The sequence below is a fragment of the Vibrio superstes genome (assembly GCF_003569005.1).
Taxonomy (GTDB): domain Bacteria; phylum Pseudomonadota; class Gammaproteobacteria; order Enterobacterales; family Vibrionaceae; genus Vibrio; species Vibrio superstes.
The window spans coordinates 1,001,030-1,025,874 of record NZ_BCUR01000004.1 but is presented as its reverse complement, the minus strand read 5'-3'; the positions used below and the strand labels follow the sequence as shown (position 1 = coordinate 1,025,874).

Annotated in this window: 21 protein-coding genes and 1 pseudogene; 8 read left to right on the top strand and 14 right to left on the bottom strand. The window is 42.2% G+C overall.

The features are described from left to right. Positions 1-72 precede the first annotated feature (72 nt). Positions 73-1,074, top strand: coding sequence for a substrate-binding domain-containing protein (locus tag D5I41_RS12700; protein ID WP_119010093.1), 1,002 nt, complete (start codon positions 73-75; stop codon positions 1,072-1,074). A gap of 74 nt (positions 1,075-1,148) precedes the next feature. Here D5I41_RS12700 and D5I41_RS12695 read toward each other — a convergent pair whose 3' ends face one another. From D5I41_RS12695 to D5I41_RS12685, 3 genes are all read right to left on the bottom strand, one after another. Further along, positions 1,149-1,976, bottom strand: coding sequence for a family 16 glycosylhydrolase (locus D5I41_RS12695; RefSeq protein WP_119010092.1), 828 nt, complete (start codon positions 1,974-1,976; stop codon positions 1,149-1,151). 336 nt (positions 1,977-2,312) lie between these two features. After that, complete coding sequence (locus D5I41_RS12690) at positions 2,313-3,311, bottom strand: LacI family DNA-binding transcriptional regulator (RefSeq protein WP_119010091.1); 999 nt, start codon at positions 3,309-3,311, stop codon at positions 2,313-2,315. Between the two features lie 136 nt (positions 3,312-3,447). Then, entirely contained in the window at positions 3,448-3,927 is a 480-nt protein-coding gene (locus D5I41_RS12685; RefSeq protein WP_119010090.1) for a hypothetical protein, read from the bottom strand. A 670-nt stretch (positions 3,928-4,597) separates the two neighbouring features. Here D5I41_RS12685 and D5I41_RS12680 point away from each other — a divergent pair. Both D5I41_RS12680 and D5I41_RS12675 read left to right on the top strand, forming a co-directional pair. Then, positions 4,598-5,338, top strand: coding sequence for a DAPG hydrolase family protein (locus tag D5I41_RS12680; protein WP_119010089.1), 741 nt, complete (start codon positions 4,598-4,600; stop codon positions 5,336-5,338). Between the two features lie 68 nt (positions 5,339-5,406). Next, a complete protein-coding gene (locus D5I41_RS12675; RefSeq protein WP_119010088.1) occupies positions 5,407-6,051 on the top strand; it encodes a TetR/AcrR family transcriptional regulator in 645 nt (214 codons plus the stop codon). Between the two features lie 473 nt (positions 6,052-6,524). On the opposite strand, the gene D5I41_RS12670 is transcribed toward D5I41_RS12675, so the two are convergent. From D5I41_RS12670 to D5I41_RS12645, 6 genes are all read right to left on the bottom strand, one after another. After that, on the bottom strand, positions 6,525-7,373 hold the full coding sequence (locus D5I41_RS12670; RefSeq protein WP_119010087.1) for an alpha/beta hydrolase: 849 nt from the start codon (positions 7,371-7,373) through the stop codon (positions 6,525-6,527). A gap of 295 nt (positions 7,374-7,668) precedes the next feature. Continuing rightward, the gene (locus tag D5I41_RS12665; RefSeq protein ID WP_162892834.1) at positions 7,669-8,616 is read right to left on the bottom strand and encodes a HupE/UreJ family protein; all 948 of its coding nucleotides are present in this window, start codon (positions 8,614-8,616) and stop codon (positions 7,669-7,671) included. Next, complete coding sequence (locus D5I41_RS12660) at positions 8,606-9,460, bottom strand: peptidylprolyl isomerase (RefSeq protein WP_119010085.1); 855 nt, start codon at positions 9,458-9,460, stop codon at positions 8,606-8,608. The genes D5I41_RS12665 and D5I41_RS12660 overlap by 11 nt, the downstream gene beginning before the upstream one ends. A 136-nt stretch (positions 9,461-9,596) precedes the next feature. Further along, positions 9,597-12,143 carry a metallophosphoesterase family protein gene (locus D5I41_RS12655; RefSeq protein ID WP_119010084.1) on the bottom strand — a complete coding sequence of 849 codons (2,547 nt, stop codon included), beginning with the start codon at positions 12,141-12,143 and terminating at the stop codon, positions 9,597-9,599. Between the two features lie 559 nt (positions 12,144-12,702). After that, positions 12,703-13,503: a CoA transferase gene (locus D5I41_RS12650; RefSeq protein ID WP_119010083.1), complete on the bottom strand. Its 801-nt coding sequence runs from the start codon at positions 13,501-13,503 to the stop codon at positions 12,703-12,705. A gap of 15 nt (positions 13,504-13,518) precedes the next feature. Beyond that, a complete protein-coding gene (locus D5I41_RS12645) occupies positions 13,519-14,121 on the bottom strand; it encodes a CoA transferase (protein ID WP_119010082.1) in 603 nt (200 codons plus the stop codon). Between the two features lie 331 nt (positions 14,122-14,452). Here D5I41_RS12645 and D5I41_RS12640 point away from each other — a divergent pair, with 331 nt between their 5' ends. The 3 genes from D5I41_RS12640 (at position 14,453) to D5I41_RS12630 (ending at position 17,311) form a co-directional block, all read left to right on the top strand. Beyond that, complete coding sequence (locus D5I41_RS12640; RefSeq protein ID WP_119010081.1) at positions 14,453-15,217, top strand: hypothetical protein; 765 nt, start codon at positions 14,453-14,455, stop codon at positions 15,215-15,217. Positions 15,218-15,317: 100 nt separating this feature from the next. Next, entirely contained in the window at positions 15,318-15,722 is a 405-nt protein-coding gene (locus D5I41_RS12635) for a hypothetical protein (protein WP_119010080.1), read from the top strand. A gap of 83 nt (positions 15,723-15,805) precedes the next feature. Then, complete coding sequence (locus tag D5I41_RS12630; RefSeq protein ID WP_119010079.1) at positions 15,806-17,311, top strand: CoA transferase; 1,506 nt, start codon at positions 15,806-15,808, stop codon at positions 17,309-17,311. Positions 17,312-17,488: 177 nt separating this feature from the next. Here D5I41_RS12630 and D5I41_RS12625 read toward each other — a convergent pair whose 3' ends face one another. Continuing rightward, positions 17,489-18,376, bottom strand: coding sequence for a LysR family transcriptional regulator (locus D5I41_RS12625; RefSeq protein ID WP_119010078.1), 888 nt, complete (start codon positions 18,374-18,376; stop codon positions 17,489-17,491). An 85-nt stretch (positions 18,377-18,461) separates the two neighbouring features. Here D5I41_RS12625 and D5I41_RS12620 point away from each other — a divergent pair, with 85 nt between their 5' ends. Next, positions 18,462-19,904: a CoA transferase gene (locus D5I41_RS12620; RefSeq protein ID WP_119010077.1), complete on the top strand. Its 1,443-nt coding sequence runs from the start codon at positions 18,462-18,464 to the stop codon at positions 19,902-19,904. 32 nt (positions 19,905-19,936) lie between these two features. Here the strand turns inward: D5I41_RS12620 and D5I41_RS21590 are convergent, their stop codons facing one another. From D5I41_RS21590 to D5I41_RS12600, 4 genes and pseudogenes are all read right to left on the bottom strand, one after another. Beyond that, entirely contained in the window at positions 19,937-20,278 is a 342-nt protein-coding gene (locus D5I41_RS21590; protein WP_119010076.1) for a DDE-type integrase/transposase/recombinase, read from the bottom strand. Positions 20,279-20,327: 49 nt separating this feature from the next. Continuing rightward, a complete protein-coding gene (locus tag D5I41_RS12610; protein WP_119008727.1) occupies positions 20,328-21,848 on the bottom strand; it encodes an ISNCY family transposase in 1,521 nt (506 codons plus the stop codon). 268 nt (positions 21,849-22,116) lie between these two features. Continuing rightward, positions 22,117-22,248 (bottom strand): annotated as a pseudogene (locus tag D5I41_RS12605) (transposase family protein); the annotation flags it as partial. A gap of 97 nt (positions 22,249-22,345) precedes the next feature. Beyond that, the gene (locus D5I41_RS12600; RefSeq protein ID WP_119009198.1) at positions 22,346-23,251 is read right to left on the bottom strand and encodes a LysR family transcriptional regulator; all 906 of its coding nucleotides are present in this window, start codon (positions 23,249-23,251) and stop codon (positions 22,346-22,348) included. A gap of 199 nt (positions 23,252-23,450) precedes the next feature. On the opposite strand from D5I41_RS12600, the gene D5I41_RS12595 reads away from it, so the two are divergent. After that, the gene (locus tag D5I41_RS12595) at positions 23,451-24,482 is read left to right on the top strand and encodes a linear amide C-N hydrolase (RefSeq protein WP_119009197.1); all 1,032 of its coding nucleotides are present in this window, start codon (positions 23,451-23,453) and stop codon (positions 24,480-24,482) included. Positions 24,483-24,845: the final 363 nt, after the last annotated feature.

The window sequence follows — 24,845 nt, the reverse complement described above, 5'->3', positions numbered from 1 at the left end:
AACCTTTTTATCTCACAATAAGATACATTATTGCATCACTCTTCAATAACGCTCAGTCGCTAATCTACCTATATGAAAAAGCCTACCGTTTATGATGTCGCTCGCCTCGCTGGCGTTTCTGTAAGCACTGTTTCTCGCTTCAACAATCAAACGGGATACATAGCCAAAGAGAAAGCCCAAGCGATAGAGCAAGCAATATCTGAGCTAAGCTTTAGCGCCAAGACCACAAAACATCATGGTAACAAGGCTCGCAGCATGAAGATTGGCGTAGTAGTGCCAACGTTCGATAACTCGTACTTTGCTAGCATCTTAAACGGCATTAATCATTGCGCCCAAAACAGTGCCTACAGCTTGCGAATTGAAAGCTCACGCTTTAGCAAGGTTCGAGAGCAAAAGGTCATAAAGCAGATGCTCAACTTGGGCGTGGATGCCCTAGTACTGGTGGTCAGTTTACTTAGCGAAGATGAAATTAAACGATTGGTAGGAACGCTTCCGATACTCATTGTTGCAGGCTCAGATAAGGGATCTCTGCCGATACTCAAGATCGACAATGTGATTGCAGGAAGGATTGCCACCAACCACTTAATACAGCTAGGACATACTAAGATTGTTCATGCTCATGGCCGCTTAAACGAGGGACCAGATGCCAAAGACCGACTAGAAGGCTATAAGCAAAGCTTGTTAGAGGCGGGACTACAGGTCGATTCAAGGCTCATTGTCGATGGTGGTTATTATACTAAAACCGCCTACAATGCAGTTCTTCAGCTCATCAAAGATGATATTGCGTTCAGCGCGGTTTTTGCTGCTAATGACTTAAGCGCTTATGGTGTAATTCAAGCCCTAAGAGAACATGATATTGCCGTTCCACAACAAGTCTCCGTTATCGGTTTTGATGACCTCTATACCTCAGAAATAGTCACCCCAGCCTTAACCACAGTGCGCCAGCCCTTGTATGAAATAGGTAAGATAGCACTAAGCCATATTTGCGACATAATGAGCAGCAATGCCGATAAACCTTTCGTTCCACCCGCTGAGCTCATCGTTAGAGACAGTGCGTCCAAAGTGATGAATTGAAGACTAAAAAAACCGCTAAGCCAACGGAGCAAAGCGGTGTTCAAAATACCTAAATAAACGGTTGAGATTAGGTGTTATTTGATGCCCTTGCTTCCTGCCGTTAAGCCAAGGATAAGCATGTCGTCTTTAATAATCACGTTCTCTGGCGCGAAGGTCACTAAGTTGGAATCAAAGCCCCAATCTCCCTTGCCCCAACGCTCGCTGTCAAAAGAGGTAAAGTCATCACGCCAATCTAGCTCAAACTCACCATTTTCATAGCTGTGGTACTCAATCCAATCAACGTATTGGTAGAGAGGAAGATCTTCTTTATTAAACTTGCCAACCCATTCAGCCGCCTCTGAAATCCATAGGTTCATACGGTAGCTTTGCGGAGACGAGCGCATATCAATGACTTGCTGAGAATCTTCAGCACGTTCTGTGTAGACCTCTTTACCATCAACCAACCAACTGATCTTATCTGGCGTCCAGATCACGGTAAACTCATGAAATTCATCCATATTCGCAAGCTCGTGAATATTCTCAGAATGGATTCGATTCGCTGAGTCACCCGTGATTAAGTTGGTTTGGAACTGATTTGGGTTTTTGCCAATCACTTCAATATCAATCTCACGCCAAGGTATTCCGCCCTGCCAAGATTCGTTGTCATAAGTAAAGAACGATGAAACGACACCAGGGTTTGACACCATCTTCATTCGAACGACAAACTTACCAAATTTCACCTTATCCTTGCTGTAAACCTCCGCGCCATACAAAGGTACATCAGTCGTATTTAACTTGCCAGATGCCGCCATAGTATCTTGGTTGGCATTCTGGTTTTCTGCAGGCACACTGCTGCCTGATGTACATCCCATAAGAATAGAGCTCATTAGCAAAGCACTACCCAGTTTAGCAATTCGATTCATTGTTTCTTCCCTTAAGACCGTTGAGACTACCTAGCTGCATCAAATAGAGCACTATTTTCGGTGTGTTTTCAGCTCCATTTACAATGCGGACTTTTAACAGCAAGTGTTCTAATTAACTGAAATGATTATATTTATCTGCAAGAAAAAGTGTTCAGAGTGCTATCAATAGTGAGAGATGAAACAGCAAACCGCTTTCATCATAATTTTCATTAATAAACAATGAGTTGCATGAAAAAATAGACTTTTGTTTCATGAGATGGTTTGGGTTTGTGGTTAGGATCGATGTACGCTAGCTCAAAGAATAAAGCGAGCTAATCCCAAACCGGTTTTCACCTTTCAGGCTATCCTAGCGGTACTGCCTCTAACGATAATCTCGAGTTTTAAAGTTGGTAAACTTGCCGTTTTGCCAGCGATCATGGCCATCATCTGTTGTATCGCCACCTCTCCCATTTCCGACAAGGGTTGCTTTATAGTTGTCAATTTAGGTAAGAACACTGACGCAGCGGGCGAATCATCAAAACCAACCACTGACACCTGATCAGGTACCTTGATGCCATTTTGCGATAAGGTCTTGATTACCCCTAGAGCACTAAGATCGTTGCCCGCGAATATCGCTGTAAACTCGATACCTTGATCAATCAATGATTGTGTTGCTCGCGAGGCACAACTTGCTCGATAACCGCCCTCTAAACTCAGCTTTGTATCATAGTGTATTCCTGCACTTTCAAGGCTCTCACGATAACCTTGGCTACGTAGCAAGGAATCCTTATTGCCTAACTCGCTACTGTAAAGATTCACAATATTTCTGTGGCCAAGCTCAATAAGATAGTCGGTAGCCAAACGTCCACCAGCCACGTTATCAATGCTTATATGCTGATAAATACCTTCGCTCACACCAGCCACAACCAACACGGGTAACTCATCAACAATGGCTTTTATTTCTGCTTCCGACAAGCTATTCACTAGAACAATAAGCCCCTCAATCCCTTGCTTCAGCATTCGATGAATCACTTTTACTTCTCTATCCTTGTTCCAGTTGCTCGTTTCGATAACAAGGCGATACGCGCTATTTTGAATGGCGGGGTCCATGCCATCTAAAGTGCTGCTAATAAAAGAGCTATCAAATGTCGGAATCATCAAACCAATCAATTTTTCTTTAGTCTTAACGACTTTCTGCTTAGGGTTTAACGGAACAAAACCCAGCTCAGATATGGCCTGTTCAATGGCAATAATCGTCTGTTTGGTAATTGGGGCAGTTCGATTGAGATAGCGTGATACCGTGCTCATAGAAACATTGGCAGCATCTGCGACGTCTTTTGCGGTGGGCGTTTTCATTCAAGCTGTCAGGCATAAGGAGGGGAGAAAAATTATACCTATTATTGACTGTGGTGCAGTTAACTAGGTCTAAAAATGACGGTTCGCAAGATAACAAAAGAGCCACCTCTTACGAGGTGACTCTGTAATGCATTGATTAAGCTGTGACTTTTTCAACTGATTGTTTCTTAGTATCGTCTAGCGCAAAGTAGATCTTCGATACAATCGTTTCAGCAATCAAGATAGCAAATACCACACCGAAGAAAGCGACAACACCGTTCCAAGGGCCGGTAAATTGTACTTTCTCACCAAATAATAAGTTGATTGCTTCTAGCATAATGAACTTTGAACCAACCAAGATGATATAAGTCGAAATCGCTCGGTATACCTTAGGGGCTTTACCTGGCTTAGATTTAAAGTGATTAGCAATCTTATGCTCAAGTCCAATAGAAAGCTTAAGTAGCAACTGAAGTAGCAATGCGGCAATCAGTGAGATTGTAAAAGACTCGATACTGACAAATCCCCAGTACTCGTCAAACAGGTTTAGTACCACTAAGTCGACTAGTACCGCTAGCGTGTAACCCACAAAAAGGCGTTGCTGAGTGTTGAAACCATAATTCTTTTCTACGTTAGACATACATAACTCTCTTAATTTGGCTAGGTGACCTCGATTTGATGTACATCTTAACCAAAGTCGGATTTCAATAACTGCCATTTGATGACATATCATTAATTTCTATCGTCAACCAGAACAAACATAACAGAGAGTTATTTCTACTTTTTAAAGAGAGTGTTCATATGAAGAGAGCTTTTTGCTTTGCCATTGCTTATTTCGAATGGATATGTAGCTCGTATCTGGACAATTGTGAGCCGTTCTCTGTTGTTAAACCAGAACGTTGATATCTTAATAACTCATAACATAGCGTCATTCATATCTATCCCCTCCTGACAGCATTCAAATTTTCCGTACATGTTTTATCTGAGATGCCTTCATGTTCCCATATAAAGTTACACAAATAATACCAATCACAGTAAGTAAGTGGTCAGAAATAGCGTAGGAAAAACGCTGGATAACAAGGCAGAACTTTTTGATAAGTAGTCATTCTACAATCAAAAATTCTAACGCCGTTATCGAGTGTTTTAACAAGCTAGGATGATTAGTTATTTACTACGATTGGTATAAGCATACGGCGTCCTTAAATCGCACCCAATCAGTCGGATTATTGAATTAAGCAATACAACTGTATTGCTTAATTTGGATTTTAACAATACACTCGTATTGTTAAATGCTGATAGGAAGATAGAATATGAGGAAACACATTGTAATTTTGGCGGTGGCCGCCACTTTATTTATCGCTGTATTCGGGGTTAACCCTTGGGCAACAGCCAATCGCGGAAAGGATGTGCTGTCCTATTCACACACAGATTTAGAAACAGGTGTTTACCGCGCTGGAAATGGCATTATGGTTGTTAAAGCCTTGACGAGAATGCCTGATGTTGAGCCAGAAATGGTTCGTTGGTGGTTTGCAGATTACATGCAGACAATCGAGCATTATCAGCGTTGGTATCCTACGCAGCATTTATGGATGGACTGGGAAAGTAAACTTCCAGGCAAACACATTGGAGCCAGTCACTTAGTCGATGAATACATCGGTGAAACCTTAAATAAGCTGCGTATTCAATTTGTCGACCCTTCAGAAATTCTAAATAATTATGAGGAAACCAATGACCGATTTGTTATCTGCGCGCGTGGCGGTTTACGTGAAGAGTTGATCAATGCAAATAAGATGTGCCATATCGTCACCAAAACGGAATATGGTTCAGAAATGCGTTCGGTGTTTTGGATGGGGTATGTTGAGACACGAGACCCTAACAATCAAAACGAAACCGTGCTTTCAATTCAGAGTCTGCTTGGTAATACCGCATTAGCAAGAGCGTTGGTCTTCGATAAACACTCAGCACTTGCCCTGATGGACCATGCTATAGGGGAGATGAATATTCTCGCGGGTTTCCTACCTGAGCTTTACGAAACAGAAACTAACCTTTAATCTCTGTAAATTAGCTGAGTAGCCGATAAAAGCTACTCAGACTTTCTCCGCTTAACAGGTAGCAACACGTGAGTAAAAAAACAATTAGGGTTGGCCGACAAACTGCTGAAGAAGCACAAAAAACTAGACATGATATTCTCAATGGGGCATTCGAACTTTTCTCTACTAAAGGTTTTGATTCGACTTCCATTCGGCAGATAGGGACTCATGCGGGTGTTTCTCATAGCACCATCCAGCATCATTTCGGGTCAAAGTTGGATATTTGGTTTGCTATTGTTGACAGACACAATGCCGCTTATTTAGCCGATTTAAATCAAGCTTTAGATCAATCTAAAACCACGGATCTAAACAACTTAAATCTATTTAAAAATGCAGTGGCTGTGTTGATCAATACCTTATTTGAACACCCAAAGATGCTTCGTCTTATCTGTATGGAGTATGACGTTAGTAATGAGCGTTCTCAATATCTTACAAGAATTTTGATTCCTACCCATCAACATATAAGCAAGTTGTTCACGGCGGCAAAAAAAGAGTCTAAACAACTAGAAATCTACAATGAGGACACATTCTTAATTGTGCTACTTGGTTTAGTTTCCTCGCCCATTCTCTTTCCTATTTTAAGTAATCTTCTAAACAATACCCGAATGAACTGTCCCGACTTCAAAAAGCATTACCAAAGCCTGATAATGAACTCACTTTTTGGAGAGTATTAATAGCGAAGCATACGTGAACGCTCCGATCTTGACCTAGCATTAGGAAATGTAGGGTAAATTGTGACCGGAATTATCGCTCCAAAACTAAGCTGGCACGTTTTGGGGCGGAAGCACCTTAGTGCTTTTATGCTAAGAAGGAAATACCCCAAAATGTTTCAGAAGTCATAGCACTGGCCATCGAATTAGCTTTAGCTAATGTGCAATACATGCACATTAGACATCGAGCAATTACCGAGTAATCCTAAGGAGTTACAGAATCTTCAACAACTATCATTCCCCACAAATGAGCAACAGCCTGTTACCCCATGATTAACTAAGGTAATTACTTTTTTATATTCTCTGGAGTGCGTTTCCTTTGTTCGACGTTACCTGAAGTACCCTCGGTATAAAACAACATGCTATTGACGGAGTGTGCCGGCTCGCGAGAACTGGTCAGTTGACTAATCCCTCTGACATCCATTGAAGTGTCATGTTTAATTAGGGTGCATCGCATGTAAAACCGCACCCCAGAAAAGCTTCCCATCACCACCTAGTTCAAGAGGGCTAGCTAAGAACTCTGAATGGGTTGGAGTAGGAACGACTACTAAATCAGCATTTGGTGTAGCACTAGCAATTTGTTGAGCCATCCATACAGGAAATCGGCCGTCAGTTTCGCTATGTATAATGTGAATTGGGAGTTTTATAGACATAACTCCCTCAACATTATCATAGGCATTTGGCACCAAGAATGAGAATAGAGGTAGTATAGAACCTTCTTCAATCGCGACATCACGAATAGTTGAAAATGGGCTAGCGAGTATTATGCCGTCTGCAGGCATGTCATAGTGACTAAGTGCATCTATAAGAATGCCTGTACCTAGAGAATATCCAAGAAAATACGATGGAACAGTGTCTGTTCTCCATCGTCGGAATTCTTTGTACGCCGCCCCTGCATCTTCGCGTAGCGCAGTAACCGATGGTTCACCTTGGCTATCTCCAAAACCACTGTAATCAAACAAAAAAACCGATAATCCGTAGTTATTCAGACGTTGAATTGCTGATATCCAACTTGACAAAGATTCATTCTGCCCATGAAAAACCAATACGGCACCTACTTCATTTTTCGCAGGGACATACCAAGCTTTCAATATACGACCATCTAGAATAATATCGATTTTCTCATATTTAAGTCCGATATCTGTAGGTTTTTCAACCCCTTGAGACGAAGAAGTAAATGTACTTTCTTGAAATTGTTGCTGCGCAATAATCGAAGCTACTATCACTGATATAGCAATAGTTGATATCAATGACAAAACAAGAAGCAGAACTCCTTTTCTAGACATACTCACTAATTCTCCAACATCATAGTCATATTTATGGTTAATAATAGACAAGCATTTGGAGCGGGTGAACGAATGAACGTTTAATATTAATGATTAGTTTGCTGTAATGATTCTTTTCTAAGTTGGTAAATATACTTGAGGTCTATATGTTCAATTTATTTCTGCCAAAAGAAGAGTTGAAGCAATTGTTCACGAGTTCGGATGGTTCGATAGCACGTCTTGGACACTTCCGAGTTACGAAGTGCCATCTATGACGGTTCTGGACAAAGCCAAGTTTGATACTTGGCTGTCTAGGTTAATAGATATGATGTTTAGCGATGAAGTCGATCATAAAGTACAGGCTAAAAAAGCTCATAACATAAGTAGCAAGGGAGAGATGTTTGGTTATCTCTTGCTTAGGTATCTGCAATCGACGAACGATTGCTGATAGCAATAATAGGCCCCCTATTACAACCAACTGAGCAAACTCCACCCCAAAATTAAAATGCACAAGTTCTAGTGACGATTGGCCCTGAGCCGAAATCTCTGAAATGACGCTATACATTGCCAAGCCATGAAATAACCCTACAAGGGCGAAGAACACGGGTGGAATCGCATGCTCTTCAGGAGCCATCACCAAACGATAGAATCCTATAATCAAAGCAAGATAAATGACGTACTCAGCACTTTGAGAACTGATAAAGTTTGAGATATGTCCGCCTGCCCACATTGCTGATAGATGTGCAATCGTGAAAAGTGAAATCACTTTCAGTAACGTTCGCCATTTTGGGTAGAGCATGACTATTAAAATCACCATCAGCACATGTTCAATACCCGCAAGCATGTGCTCAAAGCCAGTTAAAAAAGAGAAGCTCTGGGTACTGTGAGTACTTTGTGACAAGGTGAAGTAATTATCTTGATGAATCTCTATAGCCGAAGTTCTACCTGAGATATCACGAAAGCTGACCACCATGTTGACCCACAAATCGTTGAGGAAGTAGTCCACTTTGATCTGAGCATCAATGAGGCTTTCACTGCAGTTTAAGGTATAAAAATTCTCCAAGATGGATTCGTTTGAGCAAAATTCTGGAAATACCAAGTTTGGAGTATTTCCAGCATCCGCTTTTGCGCTTGGGGTAACAACCGCTCGATATTGCTTGGGAGCATACTCGGTGATTGAGACAAACATTGCGTCCAACGAGTGAGCGAATGCACTGAGCGAATATAACCAACACAAGATAGTAAGGGTGAGCTTACGACGCATCATTGCCTCCTTGGTCAAGCTCAATGGTAACCTCAAACGCCTGTCTTTTATCTGCCAAGCGTGCGTCGTAAGCGGTGCGTAATTCGTCCATCAGCAGTTCTTGCGCAACACTTTGTTTAACGTGGTTAAATGGAATTGGTTGTGCTTCTTGATACTGTGAGAGGCGATAGAGATGGTAACCCTGTTTCGTCGTAAAGCCCTGTTGCCAGCGATTTAATTGACCAGCACGAGCCTGTTCAAAGAGCTGCTGTCTAACCTCTGGTCCAAACACCAAGTCGAGGCGCTGAGGATCTGTGTTGCGCATCAAGTTAGGCATATTGGCAAGAGTTGATATTTCTTTGGCACTCTGACCGTTATCAATAGCGCGTAGCGCGGCCCCGACCGTTTGCTCTGAGCTATCAATTAAATTGATCAGTTCCAATGAAATCGTCTCTGGCGACACATAGTCATCAATATTACTAGAATAGTAGGCATAGACTTGATCATTGCTGATATCTATCTCAGAGAGTAACTCCATCTCGATATCATTTTGTGCTTTGCCTATAACGATCTGTTTTATGTCTCCATCATTTTCAGCAAAGCGCTTGCGCATTCCATATTCATAGAGGATTTCATCGTTAATGAGGTTATTGATTAATGCTTGTTGCGTTTGTTTATCAAGCCCTGTTTGAAAGTTTTCAAACGCTTCAGGATGAACTATTTCAAGGGTGTGGTGGAGATAATTATTGACTGCAGCTTTATCAACCCTAACCTCTTTATTAGTTTGTGATGAATGATAGTCAGTGTATGTGTAGGCCACCGAAAGAATTAAAAAAAGGATGAAGATAGCGTTCTTTTTCAACATAACTTTGTCTTACTGATCTCATGCAGTTAAGTAACTGCGAAGTGACGCTCAATAGAGCCTATAAATCATAGGGGAGTGACACGAATAAGTAGGGGATACTACTCCCCTACTTATGAATGAACTCATATTACTGCGCTTACAGTGCAGAGCCCTTGCGAACTAGAGCAAATTTGCCATCTTGATTCGACAAGAACCAAATCATGCGTGACTCTGGATCGACGCCATTGATTTTGTGACGCTCTGTGTCTGTGATATTGGCGATTTCAGCCGGTAGCGAAGTACCAGCTTGCAAGTACGTATCATCAAACGGACGGCCTTCACTCAACGCACCCTCAGAGTAGGCTTGTGAAATCCATTGGCCTGTTGCTTCCTCGTAACGAGCAGGTTCGACTTCATCAAGTTCAACGCCCTCTGGCACAATGAAGCCAAGTGCATATAGGTCACCTTTTACATCTTCAATAAAGCCATCCATTGATTCATCGTCATAACGAATGCGGTGAGCATCAAAACGACCTTCATCTGTTACGTTAACACCTGCTGAATCCAAATGAACACCATCTTGTTGCTGAGTACCACTAACCATCAAGACATCGGTCAATGTCGTGTTACTTTCTGAATCAGATAAGAAAGAGAAGGTAAGAAGCGTATCCTGGTTCATAGTGCGCTCTAAAATACCGCCACTCCCCTCACTATCGTAGGTATTGAAGGTGTAATTGATGTAGTTAAGCAGCTGAGCTTGAGTCCCTACATAGTCATCATTCGCTTCGGCAGTAAGGTGAATAAGCCCCGTCTCAGTTGCCGTATTGAATTCACTATCAAGAATATATGAATGTGCACCTTTAACCTTGCTGTAACGGTCAATCAACTCGAACGGAATGTCATAGTCAAATGCGTCCCATTCTTCACGCTCTTCATGCTCATCTTGAATTGACTGTGTATAGGTGTGTGGTGCCACGTATCCAGTGTATTCGATAAGGTTACCTCGAATATCAAAAATTGAAGCGTTCAAACCAACGGTATCAATACCTGACATTGTGTGACGAGCCACTAACCTTTCATGAACCGACTCATCATCATTAGAGTGATGTGCACCAGCATGATAACGGGTCGTGTACTCTTTAAACGAGGCATTACCACTAATCATATGATCGAAGTACTGCACAGGAACGAGCTTTTGTAGCTCATCGCTGACATTACGATTTCTATCAACCAAAATCGCCGAGCGAGAGTACTGGTGGTCGTGACCAGAAACGTAGGTAATATTGTTATCGGAGAACAACTTCATCATTTCTTCTAATTTATCTGCTCCACCCGTTATAGGCCATTGAGCGATACTACTCCAATAACCATTACGGCGGCGTCCAAACATAGGCTCATGGGTGGATAAGAAGACATGGTCAACTTCGTCGTGATATTTTTCCAGTAAAGCTTGGATCCATGGATAAGCGGTTAACCAAGGGTTTTTAAGGTTGAGATCACTGCCGTTGTGGTGTTTGTATACATCAAGGCTGATAGCTAGTACGTTTTTGTACTTATGAGCATATGTCAGACCTTCATAACCCTCTAAGTGCTCACCCCCTTCAGTCATAAAGTGGAGGTTTTCTTTGAATATATCTGCTCCCCCAGAAGGATCAGCGATAGAGATGCTGTTCTTCTCATGGTTTCCGCGTACAGGCAGGATAGTAACGTCGGTTTCGTCCATGTACTTATCCATGATACGTAGCCAGTTATCGTACTCATATTGAGTATTGCTGTTGGTCAAGTCTCCAACCGCTAAAACAAGATCAACGCCTTGCTCTTTATAGAAGTTCATCAAACCGTCTTGAAGAATCCAAGAGTTGTTGTCGCCACTACCTTGTGTATCTGGTACAACACCAACTTTAACTCTCTCTTCGTTGCCATTTAATGTAGCACCATACTGCCCAGCCGCATTGATGTGATTGTGTGCACGTTCAGCATACTTATATGCAAGCGGTGCAAACTCAGCAATCATCTCTGGTGTAACAAGATCATTTGTATCGAACTTTGCATCATCTTCTAGTGACGAAATTACGTTATTCATACCCGTGATGGTTGACTCAGAAGCACCAGCAACTGCTTGGTTCAAATAACTGATTGCATAACCCAACTCATTAACTGACGACCAATTTTCGTCAAGCTCAAGCATGGCTTGCAGTGGTTCAGGTAAGCTTTGCAACAATGCTTCATAGTCTTGGTAGTCAAGACCATTTTCCATCACATAGCGTGAGATACCCGTTGTTAAAGGGCTAATAATAAGATCTTTGTTCAAGCCCGTCTTAACCAAAGCTGATAAGGTTTCTTCCTCAAAGCTCGTGGTAAAACTGTCATCACTCATAGAGCCAGAGCGACTTAAATATCCACCCGTTACCTCAACTAAATAAACACTATCTTCATGCAAACCATCTAGTTGTTCACCAGAAAACACGAACTGGCCGTTGCGTGTAGTTGTAGCCGTAACTACGTGGTCGCGCTCAACAGAAATGTCTTCAGCTTTCACTTCACCATTCACAATGAATTCGCCGAGAGCAAAACCTGTCAGGGGAACAAGTTGAGGTGGGTTAACAACAGGCGGCTCTACAGGCGCATGACTATCGTTATCTGATTTTGAACTGTTACAAGCGGTCAATACTGCTAGTGCCAAGAATGGCAACATAATACGCATTATATACTCCAAAAATTGAAAGATATGATTATTGAACTAATGGTCATCAAACCAATGACGAACTTATTCAACAACTTGCCAATGACAGATACGTTGCAAACTACACTAAAATCAGAAACTTAATAGTTAAGAAATAAACCAGTAAACCAAATTTAATCAGATACATAAGATAGAAATAATAAGAGCATAAGGCTTCAACACTTATGTGTTATTTAGGTATAAACAGCAGAAATTTAAGACAATCCGGAAATTACTATGTGTGACATCGCATTTTAAGAAGAGTGCAAATAGTTTAGTTCTAACGCTTGTTCTATGGCTACAACAAGCAAGAGGTTATGTGCTGAATTGAGAATAGTCGGCTTATGCTAGCGATGTGATGCATGTTGAAGCAATGAGCCTCATGTCATTACTGAAGCATCTGACTCGTCTTTGGACAAAAACGTGTTGTACGATGTGCTAAATCAGAGTTTCGGAATTAGAACGAATAAACGAGACCGCAATAACCTCCTACATGGTCTCAATTACTCATATCTACTAACACTAAGTGGCTATATTTAGATTAATCAACATCCCAAGATGGGTATGAACTGCCTAGTGGTGATGCTGGTTTATCCCAATACGCGGGGGTTTTCGAATACTCAAGCACTGGCTTCAAGTGAGTAATGACACCGAACGGTGAAGGCGTATCAATCGAGTGTTCACTGTAATGACCTCCTTTAAGTATCCCTCCTAAGAACGCCTTGAACGCTGGTAAACTTTTGACTTGTTTAGTTTTAGGTTGGTCTTGGTACCACATTGCCGTTTTGGTTAAAGCCGCACTCACATGTTGGCTGCCACCTTCCGTCGCACGAATGTGCAACGCTTTCAACACGCCAATCGCGCCCATAATGCCAGTACTGTAATCGTTCAGCGCACCATAAGGAAATGGCAATGGCTGCTCTTCCGTCCCGATTTCCATCATCATACCGGTGACTGCTTGACCTAGGTTTTCCCAACCTGGACGATTTGCCCACGGGCCACCGCCATACATGCTTTCAGTGACAATAATAAGATTTGGGTTTAACTCGGTTAACGAATCAAAGCTCAATCCAAACTTCTCTTGTAGGCGACTTGGAGAATAACCATTGACGAAAACATCGGCATCTTTGATAAGACCTTTCAGTGTCTCCAAATCTTCAGGGGCATTCAGATCAAGCTCGACATTTTTCTTACCGTGACTTGTGTCTAATACATTAAGAGGTACACGTTCAGCTCCTGGATTAGATACATGAATCACGTTAGCACCTTGCTCTGCCAATAAATTCGACATTGAAGGCCCTGCCAACACATGGCTCAGATCGACTATTTGAATGTCACTCAATGGTCGATCACTCTTTTAAAAAGGAACAATAGAGCCAGTACCTAAAGGCGTGACTTCGAAAGGCGTAATCGAATCCAAATATTGCCCTTGTTCAGTTGCTCTAAACTCATCTCTTGTGCGGTGAATAGCGCAGCTCAGCCCTTCGGCGTTCAACTGTTCTTCCCATTCTAGGGCGGTTTTGCTGGCATAGGCAGCATCTACTTTATCTTTGCTTGGTGAGGAGTCTAATACTTCTAACGTTTTCTCATGTAAACGGTTAAACGTGTTCATCGTTTCAATGAAACGTCCGTCTTTCGTTTTATGAGTTAGGGAAGTATGACGCCCCAAACCAGCGATATTCTGTGGTTTACCATTCACATGAATGAAAAATGGACGATACATTTGCTCCATCGCACGCTCATGATCGATTTCGATGTGCTGACCTTCCCCCGTTTTCTTTTCCCAAATGTTTGCGACTAACAACCCCTGCATCATGATCAATGATGAGTAAGCATCACTAATATCCCAATTTACTAGGTTGTACTTATCTGGACCTTGTTTATTAATATCGCAATAAGTAATTGAAGGTGCGATCTCAATACCGACCATTTCTTTCAGATTTTCAAGTGCTTGTAACATGCTATTTCCTAATCAATGATTTGAATATGCGCTCATCGTATTCAACGTCTGCTTGTGGAAATACACCTGACATTCGTAAACACTCTTGTTTTCATGCAAGAATCTTTAATCAATATTGGGTACACGCAAAAGCCTCTCATATTTAACTTCTCGCCCAGAACTTCTCAAATAAAAACTGCCCGCTATATACGAAATCGATAGCAACCCTATTGTTGCATCAATGCAATTATGAAGTGTAATTCAAGATATTTATCGAAAATAAGGTGGTGAATATACTCTCCCTCAACAACACGGCACTACGCCAAATTTTAAATTGAAAGAGAGAACCACCATGAAACTGAATGCCACAACAACCGCTATCCTCATTGCTTCATTAGCTTCAACTAGCGCTCTAGCTGCTAGCAATGAAGACACTTCTTCTGTTACCGCAGGTATTGGCTTTGACAACTACGGCGCAAGCGTAAAAGTGCAAATTGACGACCAGACTGAAGCACATCAAACCAAAGGTATTCTTGAAGTAAAAGGCATTGCGGGAGACAGTCTAGGTTGGTCTGGCTCAAACGAGCGCGATGATTCAATTGATAGTGTTCGTGCTCGCTACTTCAATACTGACAAGGCATCGAACTTCGGTAGTTACGTCGATACAGAGTACGACGTAGAACAAGAAAAACTCGACCTATCAGCAAACATCACTTGGAGATACCAATTCAACCGCCTTGAAATTTTACCTTATGCGGGTGTTGGCTTAACTATCCTGAATGGCGAAATACCTCTTGAAGAACATGGTATCGCAGCTGATGACCACGTTACTGGCTACACCCTACCCGGTACTTACGGCCAAATCGGTGCGTACGCAAAAGTTAACATCTTGGACAACTTGGACTTTATGTATAACCCAGAATGGCGCAGCACACTGGGCGGTGCAGCGGCTTACACAAACGGCTACTACAACGGTGACGATACTCAATTCACCAACGAGATCCGCCTAACTTACCGAATCACCACCAACTTCGACGTTCAATATCATGAAGAGTGGGATTCAGAGCAAGACTACTCAGACGCAACCCGTGGATTCGAATTCAACTACAAGTTCTAACCATACATAAATACCCGATTAAGTTTAGTTAACAGTACTCCAGATAAGCAATCGAATGATAAACAAACATTTACTTGTTTATTGGAGTTAGGGAAACCTCATGAAAACACAAATGAAAAAAATCGAAATACCAATCTGGTTGCCAAAACTATTTCAGGCAATTGATTCCTTAGATTTCTCTGAAAACTCAGGTTTCGAGATCTTGCGTGACGACATTGTGATGCAATTTGGACAGGAAATGATCGTCGGAATTGAAACGGCCAAAGCCTATTTCAAAAAAATCGATGAACCATACATCACGGAGCATTTCATCCACGATGTTTACCAAGTTGGTAGCGCGATCATTATGCATGGTGGTGCTCAGATCACCGAAAAACAGAACCTAGACAACGTTATTGTCGTCGACACACTGCTGAATATTCTGTGGCTGGACGAAAACAACCGAGTTGAGCGTTATGTCGTTGATTATCCGCCAGAGCTGGAGCAACACAAACCGCAGGACTAACCGTCATGCCCAACGGCATTAGTTAGATGCGCTGCTGTTAAACCTAGCAGCGCTCAATTAAGTAAAAAATTAGTGAGAACAATATGAATATTAATCAAAGAAAAGTATACCAACACATTACAGAGACACTAAACCTGAGCACACCAGCATCGGATATTAATGTCATTCAAACGCCAACTTACCTAAAAGAAAACCTCGCAACAGCAGACTACATTACCGGTGTTATTGCAGCGTTTGGTGCTAGCTTAGAGGAAATAGGCGAACTAAGAGGCTTGCCAAAACAGAACGTTACTGTTGACCGACGTCATGCGACGATCAGCCTAAACGATCCGGCTTATCATTACCTAAACGGTACATTGATTCTTGGTGGCGAAATCGAGGTACCGGTGAACAGCATCCAACAATCAAAAGACGGCCAGTGGATGTGTATGAACGGCGCTTACCCACATCTACGCGACGGTATTCTAAATTACTTCGATTCGGCAAATAACTACCAAAGCTTGAGTGACCAAGTTGCCAAGGTTGACATAGCAAAGATTGAAGCCGATTTTGAAGAACAAGGTCTATGTATGGCTCCGCTATACACACCTGAACAATGGCGAGAACACCCACAGGGTCAAGCTATGGCTAAACACCCACTAGTGTTGATGGATCACCAAGGTAATGCAAAATCTAAGAAACTCACTCAGGCAAAGCATCGCCCACTTGAAGGACTTAAGATTATTGATGTAACACACGTTGTCGCTGGCCCATGGTCAACTCGCCAACTGTCAGAGTATGGCGCAGACGTTATCTCAATTCGTAATCCTGAGTTTCCCTTCCTGTACCCAGTGATTTTTGAACAAAGCTACGGTAAAAAGCAAATTCAGCTTGACCTGAAGCAGCAGCAACACAAAGACAAATTTACTGAGTTATTGAAAGATGCCGATGCTCTTGTGTGGGGTTATGGACCTAACTCTTTAGAAAGATTAGGGTTTGACCAAGAAACACTAATGGAAATTAACCCAAACCTTGTCGTAACTCAGATATCTGCATACGGTCCAACGGGCCCTTGGAGCAAACGTAAAGGTTGGGAACAATTAGCTCAAACTTGTACTGGCATGACGCACATTGCATCACAAGGTCGCGATCAGCACCACCTTGTTGGCGCCCTTGCACTCGATTTCAGCACTGGGTTCTTAGCAGCAATCGGGACGATTTCAGCGCTTATCCAACGCGAGAAAAAGGGTGGATTTTGGAACGTAGAAACCATGCTAGCGCGTTCAGCCATGGAGCTTCTGAGCTTAGATGTTCATAAAGAAGAAGTGGTGCCAATTTCAATGGCTGACATGCGCGAGTACTTAATCGACCAAACTAGTGAATCCGGTTCGGTGTTCACTCGCATTATGCCTTATGTGCAGTTGTCTGAGACTCCAGCTTATTGCCAAACGGGCCCGTCAGTCATGGGGTCGCACGACCCTATCGCAACGACATGGAGTGACGACCCCGCAGGAAATGGTGTTGTGACTCACCGACCATCTGAAGTGGTTAACCGAGGCTTATTTGGATTTATGCCAGGCTATGGCCATGAAGATATAATGCATCGCTAATTGACTCGTTTAATAACTAAACAAGTCATCTTGATAAATACAACTAGCGTTAAGAGATGAGTGTTTCGTTTTCTAACTTCAGGCCCTGCCAAAAGAAAGTAAAGCAAGCGAAACACCCATGAGTAACCATAGAGGTTTAGACCAAATAAAAGCTTGTTTTATCTAAATTTTATTCGGCTATATGTATCGGAAATAGTTCGACATAAAATCAAGGAAATACTCTGTCCTCATTGGTTTTAACTTCCGTTCTGGATACACCATGCTAATCACCGCCTCAGACCATAGCTCTTCTCCCAAGATAGTCACCAACTGGTTTTCCGTGTCATATTTATTGACGAGAGATTCGGCAACGTACGCTAAACCAAGACCAGCTAAACAAGATTTAAATACCGCATAGCTACTGTTTACTCCGATCGAATACGGCAGATGCTTTATCGCATTCTTATTTTTGTAATTGAACGGGTTCTTGTTCAGAACTTGTCTATGAGGGGGAGCAATATCATCAATCGATTCGATGTTGCCGTATTTGGACAAATATTCTTTCGAGGCCATCAAATAACGTCTATGTGTCATGACACGTTTTGAGATTAAACTTTGGTTCGCAGCTTCACCAACACAAAACCAAACATCAACGCCCTCTTCGACAACATCTACGGTTCGGTTTGAAAATTCTAAGTCCAGAACCACTTTAGGATACTTAATCGCAAATTCATTAAGTGCATCACTCATAGCCAGGTTTCCAGTATCAACGGGGATCACCAATCGCAACAAACCGGTAGGCTCAACTTGTGTATTGGTTATCTCGTTTTCCGAACGCACCAATAAGTCGTCAATGCTCTGACAATAGCCATAAAACGCCTTGCCCTCTTCAGTAAGAGTAAGAGTCCGCGTTGTTCTTAGCAATAACTTAACCCCATAGAAAGACTCTAAATCTGATATTTTTCGGCTCACTGTGGATGGGTTAATGACCAACTCTTCCGCTGTCTTAGATAGCGAATTAAGCTCTACCACTCGTCTGAAAATCGTTAGTGTATTTAAGTCAAAATTATTATTGCTTCTGTGCAAAACTCTTCCTCATTTGTAGGAGTTTATCCTAAATATAGACTGAAGTAAGCTGATTATCTATTACGAAAACAACAAAGGTTTATTTATGTTACATGGTCTAGAAAACTTAAAAAAAATGGTCGATATTGAAATATCATCGGATATTAAATGCATTGATACGAATTACGAGGCTAGCTCAGATGAACTATCACCGTACAATATGTCTGACAGTTTTTCGTCTCTGTTAATGATGAATGGTTTGCTGGTTGCCAATATTTGGAAGTACAAAACTGGCGAAGCTCAAACCGTCACTGTCGATCATAAAAAAGCGATGGAAATGCTTTATCGCCCGAACTTCCTCCACATTAATGGTCAGCCACTCTCGCTGGATGCATTCAAGCGCTTTGAATCGCTTACTCACAAAACAAAAGATGGATATTTTGAAACCATTACGGCGCTGGAACACTTACACGACGAGACTTTAAAAGTACTGAACTGCCCACCAGAACAGGAAGCTATTGAAGCCGCCTACTTATCTAAAACAGCACAAGAGTGGGAAGATATCTTTAATGAACATGGGTTAAGTGGCACCAAGATTCGAACCCAACAAGAGTTTCAAGCGCACCCACAAGGCCAAGCTCTAAGTAAGCTTCCACCAATCCAAGTCAAAACACTCGGCACGGGTTCTAAAGTTCCGTTCAAACCGAGCGAAAGACCGCTCAGTGACGTAAAAGTGCTGGACGTCAGCCATATCATTGCTGGGCCTTCCATGTCGACCTTTTTAGCAGAACAAGGTGCTCAGGTCTTGCATATTGCCAACCCTGCAGCTGAGCGTATTACGTCAAACTATCTTGATACTGGCTTTGGTAAACGCAATGCCTACCTCAACTTTAATAAACAAAAGGATCTCGAGACGTTCTATCAACTGATCACAGAAACTGATGTGTATGTAAATGGCTATGCACCTGGTCGACTTCAAGAAAAGTTTGGCTTAACTGAAGAGAAGTTACTGTCACTTAACCCTAACTTAATCATCGTAACCAGCTCTGCATTTGGTGAAATCGGCCCTTGGGCAAATCGACATGGGTGGGAAAATATTGCACAAGCGGCTGTCGGTTCAGCCTTTGATCACGGCACCGAGAACCAACCAATTTTATGCCCGTACGGTTTCATTACCGACTACGGCACTGGCTTAATGGGCTCTATTGGCATCCTGAAAGCACTTCACAATCGAGCCTTCATTGGTGGATCTCAACGTGTCAGTGTTTCATTGGCCCAAACTTGTATGTGGTATCAAAACCAAAGTTTGAATTCGAACCCGCAGAATCGACTAAGAAGTCAAAAGAAAGACCAAGAGAACATTGATAAGAAATTCGCCACAATACATAAGGTAATTTCGGGTGGAAACATCAGCAACAACACGATAAAAACGCCAACGCCATTTGGAGTAATTACTCATTTAAAACCTGTCTTAGAGTACTCACACACACCGGCTTACTGGGACAAACCAACCTCACCTTTGGGTTCAAATTTCCCGACTTGGGATTGATAAGGGACTACCTATTGCATTGAAGGGTACTGTCAACTTAACCGGTTTTGGCCTCTACGGTTCGACAAATAATAGATTAACTGCGGTAATATCATGCCAAATACCGCAGTTCTTCGAATTTTGTAAAAATGCGCACTACATAAATGACGTTGCAAATTGAACAGGTTATAAACGGACGAGAAAACTCTGAGGAAACGATTAGCTTGTTCCCTACTCTTAACTTTCCTCATTTGTCTTTCTCTCACTCTTGTCGGCTCATGGGAACTTTCGCACCGGTTATCATGATACTTTTCTTTATCATGTATCGATTCTGGGATGAGTTCCCTATTGACCGACTTGTCATTACTGAGGGATCTTGACGGGATAAGTACCAACCGATTCTGTCATGCTCTTTCATTCTAGCTAGGATTGATACTTCTCGCCTTAAACCTCGATATTCAGCGATTGTGATTTTTTAATCCTAAGCTCTCTGGTATTAAGGTTTTCTTCCTTCCAGATGTTTTTAATCGTGCCGATACTCACGGTGATGTCATGTTGTTTTAACTCCATCATCAATTGCATCAATGTAAAGTAAGGGTTCTGTAGCGTCAGCTCGATAATCTTGTCTTCTGCATGCTCCGATATACGCTTCTTGTTGCGCTTGAGGGGTTTATTGATCCGTTTCAGACCTATAGGCCCTTCTTCTGCCATGATTTTCTGATAGGTATAAAGCGATTGGCGAGAACAGCCAAGGATACGGGCGGCTTTAGATATACTGCCGAGCTGTTCAACGAGTTCCAGTGCTTCAATTTTCCGCTGAACCTCTTTGCCATATTCACTGCATTTACGAGGCTCAACCAACTCCGTGATATCTAATCGGCGGTGGCCAAAATAAGCGCAGAATGTGCCATCGAACTGGCATCGGATCTCTATTTTTTGATTTTCAATAGAGTAACGAATGGGCGAATCGATGACATACCTTTTGTTATTAAAGCCGAACGTATGATCACGTCGTATTGTTCGATATTCTTTTTGTACGCAGATGCCATTCAGATCTAAATTGGGAGGTAAGCGCTTAAAAGCAGAGCGGGAACTTTTGGGCTGAACTCGAACCTTTTTATCCCAGTAATTAGGGATGAACTCTTCTTGTAGATACCGATTTGCACTCTCCATGTCGGTGACCTTGCGTACTCGTAGCTCTGGTACCAGCCTATCTTGGAAAGTATCGAATGATCGTTCGATACGCCCTTTCCCTTGTGGGGAGTTAGCAAAGATAATTTCAATACCGAGCTCTTCACAAGCTCGTTGCATCTGCGAGAAGTTGCTCCGTTTGGGACCACCGAAGATGCCCGCTCTATCGACGTAGAGCGTCTTAAATATCCCTCGCTTCTCAATGTAAGCTCTCATCACCTTCATGCAGCCTTCAGTGGTCTCCGAGGGAAAAAACTGAGCATGAATATCACTCGTAGCGTCATCAATCATCGCTATCAAACAAGATTTCTCATCCCCAAACCAACGATGAGGGCTCCCATCCATTTGAAGCATAAGCCCAGGTAACTCCATACGCTCTCGGTACTTTCTGACGCGGCTTCTACGTCGCTTTGCACGTTTAACATGATGGATATCGTGTGCCCAAGAGCGTAAAGTTTCACGCTTAATGACGATACCTTCATTCTTTTTGAGAACTTCAGAAAGATGCTGCAAATTGAAATCGAAGTACTTAGTTTGTATGAGGCTTTGAACTTCTTTCTTGAGCGATTCAGGGATCTTATTGGCTGGAGTTCGCCCTCGATTACCGTGAATGATGAAGCGAATACCTTCTTTCCGATATCGACAGAGATAACGTTCAACGGTTCGACGAGACTTGTTGAGCAAGGTAGTAGCGCTATTGATACTGATTTTTCCATCGATGATTTTGCAGATAATATCGACGGTAAATTGGGATTTAGAATCCATATAGAACATCCTTCGCCCCTTCTAAAGCTCCATTAATTACTTTAAAAGGTAAGCTAAATGAGTTCCGTCAAAATCCCTTGGTAGTTAATGTAATGACAAAGTCGCTTGGTAATTAAGGTACGACAGAATTGCTTGGTGATCACATCCCTATTGACCGACTTCTAGCAAGCTTTTGGACATTTTCGTGTCAGTGATTTCACTAAATTAGTAATTCATGGATTACCTGACGTATTGCAAACCTCTAATCTGGTGGCCCAATTCACTATGCCACTATATTCCAGCCTTCAGCACCAGCAATAGTGGCGCAGATCGTCAGAAACAAGACGTCAAATAATGGATAGCTGATCTTGGCAGATTGGCGAGGGTCATTTAGTTGGCCGAAGTGCTCAGAAAAAGCGTCGATGCTCATGAAGATACTCCCGTAAAAGAGAGTATAAGATCACAGCTGGATCATTAGGTCAAACAGGATGAAATCGTTCAATAAACGTTCGCTATCTCACCGTAAATCAAGATCTGACTCCATTGCGTTTGTATAACTTTTCACGCAACCGCAAGGCGTGCTCTAAAAATATATCTCCTGCCAACGTGAGCATTTCATCATTGGCATAAATCACTTCAGCATACCAATTTCCTGAACTGCCCCCTAAGCGAGAGAAAGCGTTGAGACGACCGGCTTCTATATGAGGACGGGCGATAAATTCAGGTAGCCTCGCCCAACCGACACCCGCTAACATCATATTGACACTCTCTTGTAAGTCATTGACAAAAATGTTCTTATCGCTATCGATGTAACCTTGTTGATAACCAAAGTCCAAAACAGATTGAGGGACAATTTGCGTCATGTCAGAGAGTGTGTCTTGTTCTTTTATCTCTCCGAAATTGACCAGGTTGGGTGGACCAACATCCACAACAGGAAAGTCTAATACTGTGATATTTTGTAAGTTATCTAGGTTAAGTAATGGAGAAAATAACAATGCCATTTCAACCGTGCCCTCGCTCACCCAGTCAATCACTTGCTTGGTGCCTCCCATAGATATTTTCAAATCGATGCTAGGGATTTCTTCAAGAACTGCGAGGTAACAGTTTGCTATCTCAGGACAGGCTAGGCTGCTATCAATTGCTACAGAGAAAGAGTTGGGTAATTGGCGATTAAAACTCGCTAACTGATTTTCAAAATTTCGGGCATCAAGTAGTACTCTTTTTGCGGTTCTATATAACTTTTTTCCTTCCTCAGTTATTTCTACGTGACGCGTATGTCTTGTAAATAAAGATACGTTACATGTTTCTTCAAGCGAGGCCACGCTGCGAGCAACCACTTGTCGGCGCTTGTCTAATCGAATGCCCGCGTCTTTAAAACTGCCAGTTTCGACGGTGTGAACAAAGGCTTCTATTTGGTTCAATGAGTATTCCATGTTTGCCCTTTGTGAAAGTGTCGTATTTTCTCATTGAGTAAAAGTGTAATTGACAATGAAAGGGCTATCAATGATTTTAGAGCACCCAAAAGGTGCTCATAGCGGTTTGTTGAGGAACTTGTTTGTTGGAATAATTCAAACCACGCAAGGACAACACGGCAACGGATGTCGAAGAATTTAAATCCACGAGGTAATTGAGATGAAAAACACATTTAAAACTTTAGCTATCGCTGCAGCAGTTTCTGCTGGTTTGGCTGGCACTGCAAACGCATGTTCTACTTTTTTCTTTGACACTCCACAGGACAACCGCATCGTTGGTCGTTCTATGGAATCGCCAATTAAATTGGAAGAACGTGTTTTCATGGCACCACGTAACTATGAAGGATTCGGTGGTGTTACAGGTAGCATCGGTTATGTTGGCATCATGCACGGCGATACAGACTGGGTTTCTTCAGGTCTAAACGAGCAAGGCCTAAACGTTGAAACCCTCGGTCTAGGCGGTGGTGGAAACCATAGTAAATACGCTGAAATTGGTGAGGGTGATTACAATCAACAGAATATCTCAGTTTATATTTTGGCAAACGCAAAGTCAGTTGATGAAGCCATTGAACTGCTGAAGAAAGTGAAAGTTGAAAACTCTGATCTGCCTGTTGCACATGGTATCGATGTGGGCTTACACCTAGCGATCACTGACACCGAGAAAGCCATTGTGGTTGAGTGGACGGATGGCTCTGGCTACCCAGAAATCCATGAAAATAAACTAGGTGTTATGACTAATGAGCCAGCATACCCACTGCAAATGGAAGAAGCGGCATTACATTTGGGCGGTGTAGCTGATTATGAAGCGTCTGATGTGAAATGGTCTGACTTGGGTTTCCCTGCGTTTGAGCGCACCCCATTTGGTCGTACTAAACACATTGTTTCAATGAACTACACCAACGATTTTGCGCGTGTTAAAAATGACTTTGATGCAGTCAACCACGCTTGGACCATGCTCAACACCATGGATATTCCACAAGGTTCTCTATACTGGAAATGGCTAGACGCGAAACCACAGATGGTGGGCTATTTTAACGTAGTGGATCTGAAAAACACTGATTACTACCTACGCACCTTTGACAATATGGATATCCAGAAAATTGATCTGAACAAAATTGACTTTGCCAATGTCAAGTTTACGCATCGTGATATCTACAAGTCAAAAACTGAGTACAGTGATATCCAGTGGTAAGATAAAGTATACAGAAGGTCGCGTGTTGCGACCTTTTTCCATACTCATTTTCTGTTGAATTGCTTTTAGATGTTCCAGTAAACAGACAGAATTCTCATTCTGTACGGTAATCCTCCCGCCCTAAAAATACGATTTTTAACTTCTTACACAAAAATAGCATTGTCTAGCCCCTTAGATTTAGTAGGGGAAATACATTTGAACAATATGTGAAAGAGTATTTACTCTGGATGATAATGGGGCATTTCTGAATTAAGGTGATCTACCCCGCCAACACAGATTTGGACAAAAGCGAGTTAGAACTTCTACTTAAAACTGTCATATTCAAAATAGTAGAAGTAAGGGAAGATTTAGCATATCAATATC